The 15,580-nt window shown below is 61.1% G+C and carries 13 protein-coding genes; 1 reads left to right on the top strand and 12 read right to left on the bottom strand.

From position 1 onward, the window contains the following. Positions 1-90 precede the first annotated feature (90 nt). The 4 genes from DK870_RS00625 to DK870_RS00610 are packed head-to-tail and all read right to left on the bottom strand — an operon-like array spanning position 91 to position 7,497. On the bottom strand, positions 91-2,295 hold the full coding sequence (locus DK870_RS00625; RefSeq protein WP_161547658.1) for a glycoside hydrolase: 2,205 nt from the start codon (positions 2,293-2,295) through the stop codon (positions 91-93). A 2-nt stretch (positions 2,296-2,297) separates the two neighbouring features. Continuing rightward, positions 2,298-5,351: an efflux RND transporter permease subunit gene (locus tag DK870_RS00620; protein WP_060754690.1), complete on the bottom strand. Its 3,054-nt coding sequence runs from the start codon at positions 5,349-5,351 to the stop codon at positions 2,298-2,300. Next, entirely contained in the window at positions 5,348-6,418 is a 1,071-nt protein-coding gene (locus DK870_RS00615) for an efflux RND transporter periplasmic adaptor subunit (RefSeq protein WP_060754691.1), read from the bottom strand. The genes DK870_RS00620 and DK870_RS00615 overlap by 4 nt, the downstream gene beginning before the upstream one ends. Further along, positions 6,415-7,497, bottom strand: coding sequence for an efflux RND transporter periplasmic adaptor subunit (locus tag DK870_RS00610; protein ID WP_090367544.1), 1,083 nt, complete (start codon positions 7,495-7,497; stop codon positions 6,415-6,417). The genes DK870_RS00615 and DK870_RS00610 overlap by 4 nt, the downstream gene beginning before the upstream one ends. Positions 7,498-7,618: 121 nt before the next feature. Here DK870_RS00610 and DK870_RS00605 point away from each other — a divergent pair, with 121 nt between their 5' ends. After that, positions 7,619-8,779, top strand: coding sequence for an AAA family ATPase (locus DK870_RS00605; protein WP_104995216.1), 1,161 nt, complete (start codon positions 7,619-7,621; stop codon positions 8,777-8,779). 187 nt (positions 8,780-8,966) lie between these two features. Here the strand turns inward: DK870_RS00605 and DK870_RS00600 are convergent, their stop codons facing one another. The 8 genes from DK870_RS00600 to DK870_RS00565 form a co-directional block, all read right to left on the bottom strand. Next, entirely contained in the window at positions 8,967-9,821 is an 855-nt protein-coding gene (locus tag DK870_RS00600) for a transporter substrate-binding domain-containing protein (protein ID WP_060755565.1), read from the bottom strand. Then, a complete protein-coding gene (locus DK870_RS00595; RefSeq protein WP_060755564.1) occupies positions 9,818-10,594 on the bottom strand; it encodes an amino acid ABC transporter ATP-binding protein in 777 nt (258 codons plus the stop codon). Before DK870_RS00595 ends, DK870_RS00600 begins: the two co-directional genes overlap by 4 nt. Continuing rightward, positions 10,591-11,250, bottom strand: a complete 660-nt coding sequence (locus tag DK870_RS00590) for an amino acid ABC transporter permease (protein ID WP_060755563.1) — start codon at positions 11,248-11,250, stop codon at positions 10,591-10,593. The genes DK870_RS00595 and DK870_RS00590 overlap by 4 nt, the downstream gene beginning before the upstream one ends. Beyond that, entirely contained in the window at positions 11,231-11,896 is a 666-nt protein-coding gene (locus DK870_RS00585; protein WP_161547657.1) for an amino acid ABC transporter permease, read from the bottom strand. Before DK870_RS00585 ends, DK870_RS00590 begins: the two co-directional genes overlap by 20 nt. A gap of 504 nt (positions 11,897-12,400) precedes the next feature. Beyond that, positions 12,401-13,183 (bottom strand): MetQ/NlpA family ABC transporter substrate-binding protein, encoded by a 783-nt coding sequence (locus DK870_RS00580; RefSeq protein WP_060755561.1) that lies wholly within the window; start codon positions 13,181-13,183, stop codon positions 12,401-12,403. Positions 13,184-13,309: 126 nt separating this feature from the next. Then, the gene (locus DK870_RS00575) at positions 13,310-14,233 is read right to left on the bottom strand and encodes a sigma 54-interacting transcriptional regulator (RefSeq protein ID WP_060755560.1); all 924 of its coding nucleotides are present in this window, start codon (positions 14,231-14,233) and stop codon (positions 13,310-13,312) included. Positions 14,234-14,283: 50 nt separating this feature from the next. Then, positions 14,284-14,865, bottom strand: coding sequence for an alpha/beta hydrolase (locus DK870_RS00570; RefSeq protein WP_060755559.1), 582 nt, complete (start codon positions 14,863-14,865; stop codon positions 14,284-14,286). A 312-nt stretch (positions 14,866-15,177) separates the two neighbouring features. After that, on the bottom strand, positions 15,178-15,579 hold the full coding sequence (locus DK870_RS00565) for a biopolymer transporter ExbD (protein ID WP_060755558.1): 402 nt from the start codon (positions 15,577-15,579) through the stop codon (positions 15,178-15,180). Position 15,580 lies beyond the last annotated feature (1 nt).

Below are 15,580 nucleotides of genomic sequence, written 5' to 3'. Positions count from 1 at the left end.
CCGGATCTGACGCTATCGGGAGCAAGCCCCCTCCCACATTTAGATGTGTGAACACAGCCAAGTGTGGGAGGGGGCTTGCTCCCGATGGCCTCACAGGCGGCCCTGATCCACCTGATACACCTGATACACCACCGGTTTTTCGCCCGCCACCAGCGCCGTCACACTGCGCCCCGCATACCCGTCCTTTTCCTCGGCGGCAAAGTTGGCCACTAACCGTGTCCCATCCGCAAAGGTGGTCTGCTGCACCTGCCGGTCCGCCGTCAGCCAATGGAAATCCGTCAGGGCCTGAGTCGCCAGGCGCTGATGCAATGGCCGAAAAAACCGATCCTGACGCACCATCACCAGTAACCGCTGTTTAACCGTCGAGGCGCTCAGGTGATACAGCGGCGGCACGTTGTAGAGCAGTTGGGTGAGCTCGTTCTCAGCCCTGACATTGCTCAGTTTCAAGCTGTCGAACAGCCAGTGATGGGTGGTGATCACCGAGCCGTGAAATACCGCCTGATACAACGGCAGGCGCATGGTCGGCGCGAAATATACGCTGCGCAACGGCTCGTTGAGCGGCACTGGTTTAAAGAACACCGTCGGTTCTTCCGGTGGATACCAGTTGCCCACGTAATAAGGCGACTGTTTGTCCTGGGTCATCTGGCGGTCCCCCCAACCGATCACCGGCGTCTGCATGCCATGGGCGAACAGGATCCCCTGTGCGGTAATGGCATTGCCGTCTTCGGAGCCGGCAGGCAGTTTGAGCACCGTGTTGAGCCAGCGTGAGGCGTCGATATTGCCTTCGGCATTTTGCGCCTGGGTCATCGTGGCGCCATCGCGGTAGCTGTCGAAGACCATGCTGGTGGCATAGGCGTCGAGGAACCAGGCATTGAACCCGGCCTTGGCCTGGATGGCCTTCACTCGGGCTTCCAGCAAAGGCCGAACGCAGCGCGGGTCGGTGTAGTGGCCGGATTGCTGGAAGCCGGTTTTCAGTTTGCCGCTTTTCAACACAATCGCGCAGTCGCGGTAGGCCTTGTTGCCCAAATGGGCGGTGGTCCAGTCCGGGTTTTCCGTGGCTGACAAGGCGGTTTCATAGGAGTCGTACGGCGCCATCAGGTAACCGGCGTCGACGCCGGCACGCATCGTTTCAGGATGCCAGAGACCGCCTTCCCAGCCTTCGCCGAGGGTCAGCAACACGCGTTGCAGCCCGGCGTCGCGCAGCGCCCGGACCGTCTGGTTGCCCCAGGTTTCAGGGTGGTCGCGCAAGGCGCCGGCAAACGCCACGGCCAGCTCGTTGCGCAGCTCGCCATAGCGGGCGGCGAGTCGGGTCATATCGGGTGCATCCACCTGCCAGCTCTGCCGGGCTTTTCTGTTGATTGCCGCATTGAGGCCGCGCAACAGCACGGTTTGCTCATAGCGATTCAATGCCGTGGTTCGCGCCAGCACCTGGGTGGACTCCTTGTCCAACAGACCCTTGAGTTCATGAGCGCGCAGGCGCTTGAGCAACAGCGGCCAGTCGCGCACATCCTGCACGGCCAGCAGGTCATTGCCCCACAGGTAGACATGGCTGGCGCCCAGCAGCTTTTGCGCCTCGGGCGTGTGCCGCAGTTTGTCCGCCAACGGTTCATAGCGCCCCTGCTCCACCAACCATTGGCGGTAGCGCTTGGCACCGGCCAAGGGGTCGGCGTCGCCCAGGTGCAATAACAGGGTCATCGGTGCCGAGGGCTCGAGCGCAGTGAATTCATGGGCCAGGGACAATGCCATGCCCTGCTGCCATTGCAGGCGGTTGTTATAGGGGTTGGTCAGCAGCCAGTTCAAGGTGAAGCCGCCGTGATCCGTGCCCCACAACGGCAAGCTCAAGTCCTGGGTGGTATTGATCTCACCCTGTTGCAGCAGGAAAGCACTCCATACGGGATCAGCGGCGGATACGTAGTGCCCTTCAGCCAAAGGCCACATCACACCATTGCCAATGGCGCTGGCCGGTTGCTGAAGAATCGGCCATGTACCGGCGTCACGTGCCCGGATGGACAACGCCAGGTCGCGTTGTTCGAGCGTGGCGCTCACCGGAAAGGCGCCCGCATCCCACTGCCAACTGGCTTGCTGGCCATTGTGTGAAAGTTGACTGACGGCGTGGGCGGCCACGCCGCTGGAGGCCTGCACCGGCGGCTGGCCGCTGGGTGTGACGCGAATGGCCAGGGTGGCCGGGTCGAGTTCGACCCGCCACAGGGAATTTTCCAATACCGTGCCGGCAAAGGCGACGGGTGCCAGCAACAGGGTGCACATCAACAACACGTGGCGCAGGGCATGACTCATGTTCAGTTCTGTTCTGGTTTGGGCTCCCGGATCTTGTACCAAGCCACATACAGCGCAGGCAAAAACAAAAGTGTTAACAATGTTGCGATGATGATCCCGCCGATCATCGCGTAGGCCATCGGCCCCCAGAACACTTCACGCGCAATCGGGATCATGCCCAGGCTCGCCGCCGCTGCCGTGAGCAAGATCGGCCGGCGTCGATGTTCGGTGGCTTCCACCACGGCATCCCAGGGCGTATAGCCCGCCAATTCATACTCGTCGATCTGGGTCACCAGAATCACCGAGTTGCGGATGATGATGCCGATCAGCGCCAGGATCCCCAGGATCGCCACGAACCCCATGGGCGTACCCGTAGGAATCAACGCCAGCACCACGCCGATCAACCCCAACGGCGCGACACTGGCCACCAGGAACATCTTCTGCACGCTGTGCAGCTGGATCATCAGGAAGGTCGCCATCAGGAACAGCATCAGCGGCACCACCTTGGCGATCGGGCCTTGGGCCTTGCCGCTTTCTTCCACGGTGCCACCGGTGGCGACCTTGTAGCCCACCGGCAACCCGGCGCTGAATTTCTCGATGGTCGGCGCCAACTGTTTGACCAGGTCGGTGGGTTGTATCTCATCGCGCACCGAAGCCTTGACGGTAATGGTCGGTTTGCGGTCGCGGCGCCATACCAGCGGCTGCTCCAGCTCATAGCGCACGGTGGCGAACGCCAGCAGCGGAATCGAGGTGCCGTTGGGTGTGACAATCTGCAGGTTCTGCAGGGTTTCCGGCGTGCCACGCTCGGCATCTTCGGCGCGGCCGACCACGTTGATCAGGTAGATATCATCGTGCACCTGGGTCACCGAGGCGCCGCTGACCACGCTGTTCATCAACTGCGCCACGTCTTCCGACGACAGCCCGAGTTGCCGCGCCTTGTCCTGGGCGATGTCCACGCGCAACACTTTGCCCGGCTCGTTCCAGTCGTAGATGATCTCGCCCAGGTGGCTGTTCTGGTCGAGCAAAGTGGCCAGTTCGATAGCGTGCTTGCGCACCTGGTCGGTGTCTTTGCCGGACACGCGATACTGAATCGGCCGCCCTACCGGCGGGCCCATTTCCAGCGGCTGCACATAGCTGCCGATGCCGACGAAGTCATCGCGCAGGCGCTTTTGCAGGCGCGCAATCAAGGCGCCGCGCTCTTCCAGGCCTTTGCTCACGATCACCAACTGCGCGTAGTAGGGGTTTTCCAGTTGCTGGTCGAGGGGCAGGTAGAAACGAATCGCGCCCTGGCCGATATAGGTGCTCCAGCGTTGGATGTCCGGGTCATCCTTGATGATCGCTTCAAGGCGGTCGACGGCCTTGCGGGTCTCATTGATCGAGGCATTCTGCGGCAGGTTGAGGTCGACGAGAATTTCCGGGCGGTCCGACGACGGAAAGAACTGGTTCTGCACAAACTGCATCGAGAACACCGCCGCCACAAACAGCGCCACCGTGATACCGATCGCCCACCAGCGGTTGCGCATGGCCCACAACATGCCGCCATTGAAGGCGCGGCCGATCCGTCCTGGCTCGGCATTGTGCGGCTTCACGTTGGCACTGAGGATATGCACGCCGATAACCGGCGCAAACAGCACCGCCACCACCCATGACACCAGCATGGCCACGGCAATTACCGCGAACAGGGTAAAGGTGTACTCGCCCGCCGAACTGGCGTTGAGGCCAATCGGCACGAAGCCTGCGACGGTCACCAGCGTGCCCGTGAGCATCGGGAACGCGGTGGAGGTGTAGGCGTAGGTGGCCGCCTGCTCCTTGGTTTCACCTTTTTCCAGGCGCGTGATCATCATTTCCACGGTGATCATCGCATCGTCCACCAACAGGCCGAGCGCGATGATCAAGGCACCCAACGACACCCGTTGCATGGTGATACCGCTGTATTCCATGAACACGAACACCAACGCCAGCACCAACGGGATCGAGCACGCCACCACCAGCCCGGCGCGCATGCCGAGGCTGATAAAGCTCACCACCAGGACGATGACCACCGCCTCGAACAGCGCACTGGTGAAACCGCCCACGGCCTCCTCCACCACTTCGGCCTGATCGGAGACCTTATGCACGCCGACGCCCACCGGCAGGTCCGCAGTCAGCTCATCCATGCGTTCATGCAACGCCTTGCCGAAGGACTGGATGTTGCCACCCTTCTGCATGGCAATCGCCAAGCCGATGGCCGGCTTGCCATTGAACCGGAACATCGGCCGCGCCGGGTCGACGTAGCCACGGCTGATGTCGGCGATGTCCGCCAGGCGATAGAAGCGGTCATTGAGCCGCAGGTTGACGTTGGCCAGATCTTTTTCCGAGGCGAACTGCCCCGAGGTGCGCACGGAAATCCGCTCCGGCCCGGCCTCGATCACCCCGGCAGGCGTCACCGCGTTCTGTGATTGCAGGCTTTGCACCACTTGGCGTTGGTCGATACCCAGCGCCGCGAGTTTGCGCGTGGAGAAGTTCAGGTAAATCACTTCGTCCTGCTGGCCGATCATCTCGACCTTGCCCAGGCCCGGCACCGAACGAATCTCGGCACGCACCTGTTCGACGTAGTCGCGCAACTGGCGCATCGACAGGCCGTCGCCGGTAAAGGCATACACCGAACCGAACACATCGCCGAACTCATCGTTGAACGATGGGCCTTGCAACCCCTGGGGGAAGGTGCCGCGAATGTCGTCGATCTTCTTGCGCACCTGATACCAGATATCGGGGATGGCGTTGGCGCTGGTGGTGTCCTTGAGGAACACGAACACCGTGGACTCACCCGGGCGCGTGTAGCTTTTCACGTAGTCGAGGGAATCGAGCTCTTCGAGCTTCTTCTCAATGCGGTCGGTGACCTGCTTTAGGGTTTCTTCCTGGGTCGCCCCCGGCCAACGGGTCTGGATCACCATGGTCTTGATGGTGAACGAGGGATCTTCCTCGCGGCCCAGGTTCATGTACGAGAACACGCCCATCAGCAGTGCGACGAACATCAGGTACCAGACGAAGGACTGATGCTTGAGGGCCCAGTCGGATAAGTTGAAGCTCCCTTTCATCGCGGGCTGTCCTCATCGATTTTGACTTTCTGCCCGGGTTTCAGGCTGTTCACGCCAGCGGTGACAATGCGTTCGCCGGGTGTGACCCCGCCATTGAGCAAGGCGCTGTCGGCGTCACGGCTGAGCACCGTGACGTCACGCGGCTGCACCGTCTGGCTCTGGGTATCGAGCAGCCAGAGGCGGGTCTTGCCGTCGACCTCCTGCAAGGCACTCAGCGGCACTTCGATACGCGGCGCAATGGCGGTGCTCAAGGTCACGCTGATTGCCGTACCGAGGCGAAACGCGGGCGGGGTCTCGGCCAATGTCAGGCGCGCACGCCGGGTGCGCGTGGCGCTTTGGGCCTGAGGTTCGATCTCACGCACAGTGGCGGTGGTCTGTACGCTAGGGTCAAGCTGCCCGGCAACCACGAACACCCCATCGGCGGGCAGCCGCTCGGCAAGGCCGGCAGGCAGATCGATCACGGCTTCCTTGATATCCGGACGGGCCAGAGTCACCACCTGCTGGCCGGCACTCACCACCTGGCCGGCTTCGGCATTCCAGGCGGTGACAATACCGGCATGATCGGTGCGCAGCTCAGCATAGTTGAGCTGATCCTTGGCCTGGTTGACCGACGCGCGCGCCTGGTCGAGGGACGCCTGGGTGGTTTTCAGGTCGGTCTGGGCCGCGTCGAGCTGGGCCTGGGCGCCCACCCCACGGTTGAACAACTCTTGCTGGCGACGTGCGTTGGCCTGCGCGTTGATGAACTGCGCCTGCACCCGAGCCAGGTCACCCTGGGCCGCACGCAGTTGGTTTTGTTGATCGGTGGGGTCGAGCACGGCAAGCAGAGCGCCCTGCTCCACCTCGGCGCCCACATCCACCGCACGCCGTGCGATACGCCCGGGCACACGGAACCCCAGGTTGCTCTCATAACGAGCCTGGATGGTGCCGGCAAAGCGGCCAAGGTTTTCCTGGTCCTCGGCCTTCACTTGCATAGACAGCACCGGGCGTACAGGCTCGGGCGGCGCCTCTTCCTTGGAGCAAGCCGCCAGCAACAGGCTGGCGGCGAGTAATGCCGTCAGGCGCTTCATGGCTGGGCTCCTTGCTGGGCGATCTCGACCAGCATGCCGGGATGCAGCAATTGCCCACCGGCTACCACGACTTTTTCGCCGCCTTTGAGGCCGTCGCCGATGATCACTTTGCCGGTGAGGTAACGCGCCACGCTGACTTTATGCAGTTGCGCCTTGCCGTCAGCGTCGATCAGCCAAACAGCAGGTTCGTTTAGGTCTTTGGTCAAGGCCGACCACGGCAATTCGATGCTGGCCTTGGCCGGGCCATTGGCGGTGGCGCTCACCACCGAGCCCAACTCCATGCCCTTGGGCAGGTTCTGCAGGGCAATCTTGACCTGGACGGTGCCGGTATTCGCGGCCACGGCCGGGGTCACTTCACGCACCTTGCCCACGGCCTTGATGCTGGGGTTATCCAACAGGCTGACGGTGATCGGAGCCTCCGGCGGCGGTTCCACCAGCAGGGATTCGTAAACGTTGAACACGGCGTCGCGCTCGCCGTCCCGGGCCAGGCTGAAGATCGGTACGGTGGCCTGTACCACTTGGCCGACTTCGGCCTGGCGCGCGGTGATCACGCCAGGGGCGTCGGCGACCAACGCGGTGTAGCCGAGTTGTTCGCGGGCATTGGCCAATTGAGCCTGGGCCGCGGTCAGCGCGCTTTGGCTGCTGCGCAGCGCGGCCTGGGCGGCGTCGTATTCACTGCGGCTGGTATAGCCCTTGGGCAGCAGCTTTTCCTGACGCACAAAGGCGGCGGCCGTCTGCTTGACCCGGGCCTGCTCCGCCACGACCTGGGCCTGCGCGGAGTCGACGTTGGTCTGCAAGTCCTTGGGGTCGAGCTTGGCCAGCACTTGCCTGGCGCTCACGCGGTCACCCACATCCACCATCCGCTGGATGATCTTGCCCCCCACGCGAAAGGACAGGTCGGTTTGCACCCGGGCCTGGATATCGCCGGTGAGCGTGACGGCTGCGGCAAATTCCGCCGGCTGCACGGTCTGCACGAAGACCCTGGAATGTTGCTTGGGTTCGGCCTTTTCCTCGCCACAGCCGCTCAATAGCGTCAGTAGGCCCAAGCCGATGATACAGGTGGAAATACGACCGCCCATGCAGGCTCCTTTTGCGTGATGCCGACTTGCCAGAGTGTATGCGACTGTGAGCTTAGTTGAGGGTTCCTTATCTGCATGGAGGCTCCCATACTCCAATGGTTCCCCTACCGGTTACTGACCCATGCTGAAAACCCTCGCCGTCGCCAATTACCGTTCAATCAATAAATTGGTGGTGCCCCTGGACCGGCTCAACCTGATCACCGGCCCCAATGGCAGCGGCAAGTCCAACCTGTACCGCGCCCTGCGCCTGCTGGCGGAAACCGCCCAGGGCGGGGTGATCAACGCACTGGCCCGCGAGGGCGGGTTGGACTCGACGTTCTGGGCCGGGCCGGAAAACATCAGCCGGCGCATGCGCAACGGCGAGGTACCGATTGAATCCACCGTGCGCCAAGGCGTGAAACGCTTGCGCCTGGGCTTTGCCGGGGAGGACTTCAGTTACGCCATCTCACTGGGGCTGCCTGAGCCGACAACGTCGTTATTTTCCCTCGACCCGCAGGTCAAGAAGGAATGCATCTGGGCCGGCCCTATCTATCGCCCGGCCAGCCTGCTGGTGCAGCGTTCCGGCCCCATGGTGCGGGCGCGTGACGGCCGCTCCTGGGACGTACTCGCCCAACATACACCCAACTACCACAGCCTGTTCGATCAGGTCGGCAGCCTGCGTGGCTCGCCAGAGGTGCTGTTGCTGCGCGAAAGCATTCGTGGCTGGCGCTTCTATGATCACTTTCGCAGCGACGTGGACGCCCCCGTGCGCCAACCGCAATTAGGCACCCGCACGCCCGTGCTGCACCACGATGGTCGGGACTTGGCGGCGGCCTTGCAGACCATCCGCGAAATTGGCGACCCCGAGGCGTTGCAGTGTGCCGTCAGCGATGCCTTCCCCGGTGCACGCTTGAATATCCAGCCGTTGCAGGGCGGGCGCTTTGCCATCGAGTTTTATCAGGAAGGGTTGCTGCGGCCGTTGTCGGCGGCGGAGCTGTCGGACGGGACCTTGCGTTACCTGCTGCTGATCGCGGCGCTGCTGACGCCACGGCCGCCGACCATGATGGTGCTCAACGAACCGGAAACCAGCCTGCACCCGGATTTGTTGCCGGCGTTGGCCCGCTTGATCATCCAGGCGTCCCGGCAGTGTCAGGTGTGGGTGGTGTCCCATGCCAGCCGCTTGATTGCAGCGTTGCAGCAGGATGAGGGGTGCAATTCGATTGTGCTGGAGAAGGTGTTGGGGGAGACCCAGATCGTCGGGCAGGGGATTCTGGATGCCCCGGCCTGGCATTGGCCGGAGTAGGTATATCCCCCGTAGGAGCGAGCTTGTCGTGGCGAGGGAGCTTGCTCCCGCTGGGCTGCGAAGCGGCCCCAAACCGTGCGATCGATATGTGTCAGATACACTTCGTCAACCGGTCTGGGAGTGCTTCGCACTCCAGCGGGAGCAAGCTCCCTCGCCACACAAGCTCGCTCCTACAGGGGTAAGGCTATCAGCCCTGCCACTTCCCGCCTTCGACAATCACGCTCTCAGGCGAGGTGTCATCGCTCAGTTCCTTACGCACATACTGGTCATACAGCTTGAGCAAAAACTTCTCTTCGCCCAGCTTCGCCAACTCGGCATTCACCCAATCGCGCAGTTCGGTATTGCCCTTCTTCACCGCCGGTGCAATCGGCGCTTCGTCACCGAGTTTTTCTTGCAGCACACGATAGCCAGGGTTCTGCTTGGCCCAGCTGAACAACACCAGATTGTCCTGGGCATACGCATCGCCCCGGCCGGCCGACAGCGCTTGCAGCGACTCGGAGTTTTTCTCGAACTTGAGCAGTTTCCAGTCCGGATGGTTCTTGGTCAGCCAGATATCGGCGGTCGTGCCGGTGGTCACGATAGTGGTGCGGGTCGCCAGGTCATCCAGGCTCTTCACCGCGCTGTCATTGGGCACCAGGGCCTGTACCGCGACTTTCAGGTTGGGGTTGGTGAAATCCACAGCTTCCTTGCGTTCCGGGGTGACGGTCATGTTGGCGAGGATCAGGTCGACCTTGTCGCTTTGCAGGAACGGAATACGGCTGGCCGGCTCGACGGCAACGAACTCGACCTTGTTCTCATCGCCCAGCAGGTCCTTGGCAAATTGACGGCCGATGTCGGTATCGAAGCCGACGTAGCGACCCGCCTCATTCACAAAGCCGAACGGCGGCTTGTCGGTAAATACGCCAACAATCAGCTTGTCGCGCGCTTTGATTTTGTCGATGTAGCTCGCGGCGGCGGCCGCAGGTTTGGCAGGCTCTTCGGCCTTTTTATCGCAGCCGGCCAGCAACGCGACGGCAAACAGTGGCAGCAGTAACTTTTTCATATCAGCTCCAGTTCCTTGGTCTTTTTGGGCAGTGTTGAAACAAAGGAGAACTTCTCCAGGAACTGCTGCGCGCGTGCGGTTTGCGGGTTCGTAAAGAATTCTTCGGGGGTGTTGTGTTCGAGGATGCGACCGGCCTCCATGAACACCACGCGGTCGGCGACGGCGCGGGCGAAGGCCATTTCGTGGGTGACGATCAGCAAAGTCATGCCATCGCGGGCCAGGTCCTGGATCACCTCCAGCACCTCCTTGACCATTTCCGGGTCGAGGGCTGCGGTGACCTCATCAAAGAGCATGACCTGTGGGTTCATGCACAACGAACGCACGATGGCGATGCGTTGCTGCTGGCCGCCGGAGAGCTGGCGCGGGAAGGCATCCCGCTTGTCGGCAAGGCCCACGCGTTGCAGTAGTTTTTCCGCCTGCTCGCGAGCTTCACGGGGGTCGCGTTTTTGTACTTTCAATGGGCCGAGCAGGATGTTGTCGAGCACGCTCATATGCGGGAACAGGTGGTAGCTCTGGAACACCATGCCGATGTCCTGGCGTACCTGGCGCCAGTCCGTGGATTTATCCAACAGCTCTCTGCCGGCAAAACGCAGGCTGCCGCTATGCGCAACTTCCAGCCCGTTGAGGCAGCGCAGCAAGGTGCTCTTGCCGCAGCCGCTGGGGCCGAGGATCACCACCACTTCGCTGCTTTGCACGCAGAGGTCGATGCCCTTGAGCACCTGCGCCTCGCCAAAGTATTTGTTGAAACCCTGGAACTCGATCAATGCGCTCATGCTTGGGCCCAGCGCCGTTCCAGCCGCTTGGAGGCGGCCGACAACGGGTAGCAGATAAAGAAGAAAAACAGGAACAGCACGCCGTAGATCAATACCGACTCATAGGTGCGTTCAATGATTTGCTGGCCGACCTTGATCACATCCACGACACCAATCAGCACGGCCAGGGAGCTGGTCTTGATGATCCGCGTGTAGACGTTGATGGTCGGCGGCGTCATGCGCTTGAGGGCCTGGGGCAGCAGCACGTAGCCGTACAGTTGGGGCGTGGACAGGCCAATCGACAAGCCCGCTTCGCGCTGGCCCCGGGGCAACGAATGCAACGCGCCGCGCACCACTTCGCCCACTTCACTGGCGCCCCACAGCGACAGCACCAACACCGCACACCAGAAGCTCGGAATGCTCAGGCCAAAGAAAATCGGCAGGCCGAAAAACAGCAGGTACAGCCACACCAGCACCGGAATCGCCCGGAACAGCTCCAGGTAAACCCGCAGCACCCGGTTGAGCGCCCGGTTGTTCAGCATGCGCAACACGCCATACACCACGCCGCCGACGGTGCTGAAGGCAATGCTCAACAAAGATATCGACAGGGTTTGCGCAGCGCCCTTGCCCAGTTGCGGCAACGACACCCACAACAACTCAAGACCCGAACTGGCCATGCTGGAGCCTCCTTTCCAGGCGGCTGAGCAGCAACGACAGCGGCAAGAACAGCAACACACAAATCAGCGTCAGCACGGCAAGCATTTCGTAGGTCTTGTAGTAGAGCGCGATGTAGCTCTTGGTCGTGTAGAGAATCTCCGGCACCGCCACGGCTGACACCACCGTGGTCTCCTTGAGCAGGAAAATGAAATTGGCGAACAACGCCGGCAGGCTGAGAATGCCGGCCTGAGGCAGGATCACATAGCGCAACAGTTGCCAGTCGGACAGGCCGATGGACTTGCCCGACTCGATCTGCGTCAGTGGCACCGCTTCTACACCGGCGCGCAGCACTTCAGTGAGGTAGGCGCCGCCGAGGAACGTCATGGTGATGATCGCTGCCCAGAACCCGGAGATATTGAAACCCAGGGCCGGCAAGGCGAAGTACACGAAGAACAGCTGGATCAGCAGCGGCGTGTTACGCGCCAACTCCACATAGAGCGCCACCAGGCGCGACAAATACGGCGTGCGAAACACCAGCAGCGCTGCGTTGACGAGCGCCACCAGCAGTGAGGTGGCGATGGCGATCAGGCCCACTTGCAGCGTCACCCCCACGGCGCGGAGAAACGCCGGCAAGGTGCTGAGGATAAATGCGAAATCGAAGGTCATCGTGAGTCCGTGACGCCGCAGGGTAAGGCGGCGAGTGCAATCCATATCGACGTGGGTAACGTCGGGTAGCACGAACTTTAAAGGTATAAAAAATAAAATTTAAATACCAAAATAGCATATTGATATCACCCAAAAAGATAACCCTCGAACTCGCGGGTTTGGCCAGCGGCAACTATGGTTTTGGGGTCGAAAGATTCGAGGGATCGAACAATGAATGAAGCGAAACCGATGGATCCGCAGGAGCTGGTGAAGTGGTTGGTGGCGTTGCGCCGCGCGATCAACAGCCGCGCTCTCTAAAACACTGAAGAGTCACAGTGAGAGGCAGAAACAAATTGTGGGAGGGGGCTTGCTCCCGATAGCGGTGAATCAGCCAATAAATCTGGTGACTGACACCCTGCTATCGGGAGCAAGCCCCCTCCCACAGTGACAGCGTTAAGCCTTAACTGACTGGCATTAAGGCTTGCCCCTCCCACAATTCAAACCTTGAAGGGGGTCTGGCTTAGATCAGAACGCAGGCACGACCGCGCCGTTGTACTTCTTCTCGATGAAGGCTTTGACTTCAGGGCTGGTCAGGGCCTTGGACAGTTTCTGGATAGCATCGCTGTCCTTGTTGTCCGGGCGAGCCACCAGGAAGTTCACATACGGCGACTTGGCGTCCTCGATGATCAGCGCGTCCTTGGCTGGGTTCAGGCCAGCCTCCAGGGCGTAGTTGGTGTTGATCAGGTCCAGGTCAACCTGGTCCAGCACGCGTGGCAACAGCGCCGATTCCAGCTCTTTGAATTTCAGGTGCTTGGGGTTGCTGGCGATGTCTTTCGGCGTGGCCAGGGCGTTGCTTGGGTCTTTCAGGGTGATCACACCGGCCTTCTGCAGCAGCAACAGGGCACGGCCGCTGTTGGAGCCTTCGTTGGGAATGGCAACGGTGGCGCCATCTTTGAGCTCGGAAATGTTCTTGATCTTCTTCGAGTAGCCGCCGAAAGGTTCGACGTGCACACCGACCACGGTGACCAGGTTGGTGCCCTTGCCTTTGTTGAAGTTTTCCAGGTACGGCAGCGTCTGGAAGTAGTTGGCGTCCAGACGCTTCTCGGCCACCTGCACGTTTGGCTGCACGTAATCGGTGAAGACTTTGATGTCCAGATCCACACCTTCCTTGGCCAGGGTCGGCTTGACCAGCTCAAGGATCTCGGCGTGCGGGATCGGGGTCGCGGCGACCACCAGCTTCTCGTTGGCCTGGGCCAGGCTTGCAGTCAGGGCAGCCGCCAGTGCGGTAAACAACAGAACCTTTTTCATGCAGTGTCCTTATCGAAATTCCGGGGCGTCTCTGACGACCGTTTTTATGTGGTGTGCCAGCGAAGTGCTATCGCGGCGTGGAAGGGACAATACCTAGATTTTTTATTCCCGAACAATATCTTTTATTCACGTTGATATTCCATTTTGTTCATGTAGCCATTTGCGCAAGGTTTCCTGTTCCGCTGGCGTGGCAGTGCTGAACAGGCGCTGCACCTGTTCCAGCGGTGAGCCGGCCACCGGCAGGTTCAAATGCTCGGGCAAAATCTCATCGCCACTGCTGACCAGCAGCGCAAAATGGATCACGTTTTCCAGTTCACGGGTATTGCCCGGCCAACTGTGGCGCTCCAGCACACGCTGGGCGGCGTCGCTGATCAGCGGCACCGGCAGGTCCAGGCGCTGACTGTAGATGCCGAGGAAATATTCGGCCAGGGACAGGATATCGCCGACGCGTTCGCGCAAGGCCGGCAGCTCGAGTTGGCCCTCGCTCAGGTAATGGAACAGGCGCTCATGGAACTTGCCGGCCGCCACCGCCTGGGCCAGGTCGATGCTCGTCGCGGCCACCAGGCGCACATCCACCGGGCTTGGCTGATGGGCGCCGACGCGGGTGACCTCATGGTTTTCCAGGGCGGCGAGCAGTTTCACCTGGATCGGCAGGGGCAAGTCACCGATCTCGTCCAGGTACAACGTGCCGCCATTGGCCGAGCCAAACCACCCAGCACGGCTACTGGCCGCGCCACTGTGGCTGCCGGCGGCGTATCCGAACAACTCGGCATCGGCATAGGTGGGGCTGATCGCACCGCAATTGACTGACACGAACAGCCCGGTGCGGTCACTGCCACGGTGAATCTGCCGCGCCAGCAGCTCTTTACCTGTACCGGTCTCGCCGCGAATCAACACGGGCAGGGCCAGCGGGGCGAGGTTTTCCAGGTCTTCGCGCAGTTGCCGCGAACGCGGGTCGACAAACACCAACGCCTTGGCACGGATGCTCAGCGGGCTTTTTTCAGAATCGGGGAAGGTCAGCAGTGGCTGGCCGTAGGTTTCATGACTCATGGCAGGCTCCCGCCCCCAATCCGCTCAAGGGACGGGGCGTTGAAAAAATATCAGGCAGTGCGCCGGGCGTGATGTTCGAGACGGCTTTGCAAGCGATAAAGGTAGGCGAAACCCTGCTCCCATCGCTGGTGGCCGGACTTCACATTGATATGACCGGCCCCTGACAAAATGCCGGCTTCGGCGCCCCAATGGCGCGCAAGCTCCAAGGCTCTCGCAGCGCTGACGGCGCTGTCGTTGTCGGAGCTGACCACTTGGCTGGGAAACGGCAGCAAGTCGGTGGGGATGGGTGCAAAGTTGCGCAGGGCGGGGGCACAGGCCGGGCGCTCGACATCGGCCGGAGCCACGAGCAAGGCGCCGCGCACCTGACGCAAAAACGCCAGCGGTGCCGTGGCCGCCCAATGCGCGACCGTGATGCAGCCCAGGCTGTGGGCGATGAGAATCACCGGCGTACTGTCGGCGGCAATCGCCTCGGCCAGCGCAGCCACCCAGTCTTCGCGACGGGGAGTCAGCCAATCGGCCTGCTCCACGCGCGTACTGTTGGGCAGGCTGTTCTGCCAATGGCTCTGCCAATGATCTTCTGGCGATCCTTGCCAGCCCGGCACGATCAGGTAACGAATCAACTCGCTGTGCATGGGTGTGCCCTCCTGCAGCGTCTAACGTTGCTGAGCAGTATAAGGACAGGGTTTATATTCGTTAAGGAATAAGAAGCTATTTATTAATAACCAAAATCACATAACCACTCAATATCAAAAGTGGGAGGGGGCTTGCTCCCGATAGCGATCTGTCAGCCACCAATTTATTGGCTGAACCACTGCCATCGGGAGCAAGCCCCCTCCCACCCTGACCGTTTTCCAAACTGAGATTTTGGTGATGTGTGAATTTCAGGCAAAAAAAAGGCCGCACCCTGCCAAGGAAACGGCCAAAAAATCGTCGAGGCTTTGCAACTAACGAGCGGTTATCACCGACAGCTTGGTAATCCCCGCGCGCTCGATAGACGCCATGGCTCGCGCCACTTCGCCGTAGTTCACACCATCATCAGCCTGCAGTTGCACCCGCACATCGGGGTCCTTGGCCTTGGCCGCCTGCAAGTTGAACTCCAGCAGGTCCGGCTGGATTTCGTCCTTGTTGATAAACAGTTTGCCGGCACCGTCGATGCTCACCACCAGCGGATCTTTTTGCTCCACCGGCGCCACGGCCTGGGTCTTGGGCAGGTTGATCGGAATCGCGTTGGTCAACAGCGGCGCAGTGACGATAAACACCACCAGCAGCACCAGCATCACGTCAACCAACGGTGTGACGTTGATCTCGCTCAGCACCTCATCGCTGTCTTGCGTGGAGAAAGCCATC

Source organism: Pseudomonas sp. Q1, from assembly GCF_009935975.1.
GTDB classification, from domain to species: Bacteria; Pseudomonadota; Gammaproteobacteria; order Pseudomonadales; family Pseudomonadaceae; genus Aquipseudomonas; species Aquipseudomonas palleroniana.
Note: the sequence above shows the minus strand (reverse complement) of the source record. Positions and strands in the feature narration are given on the sequence as shown.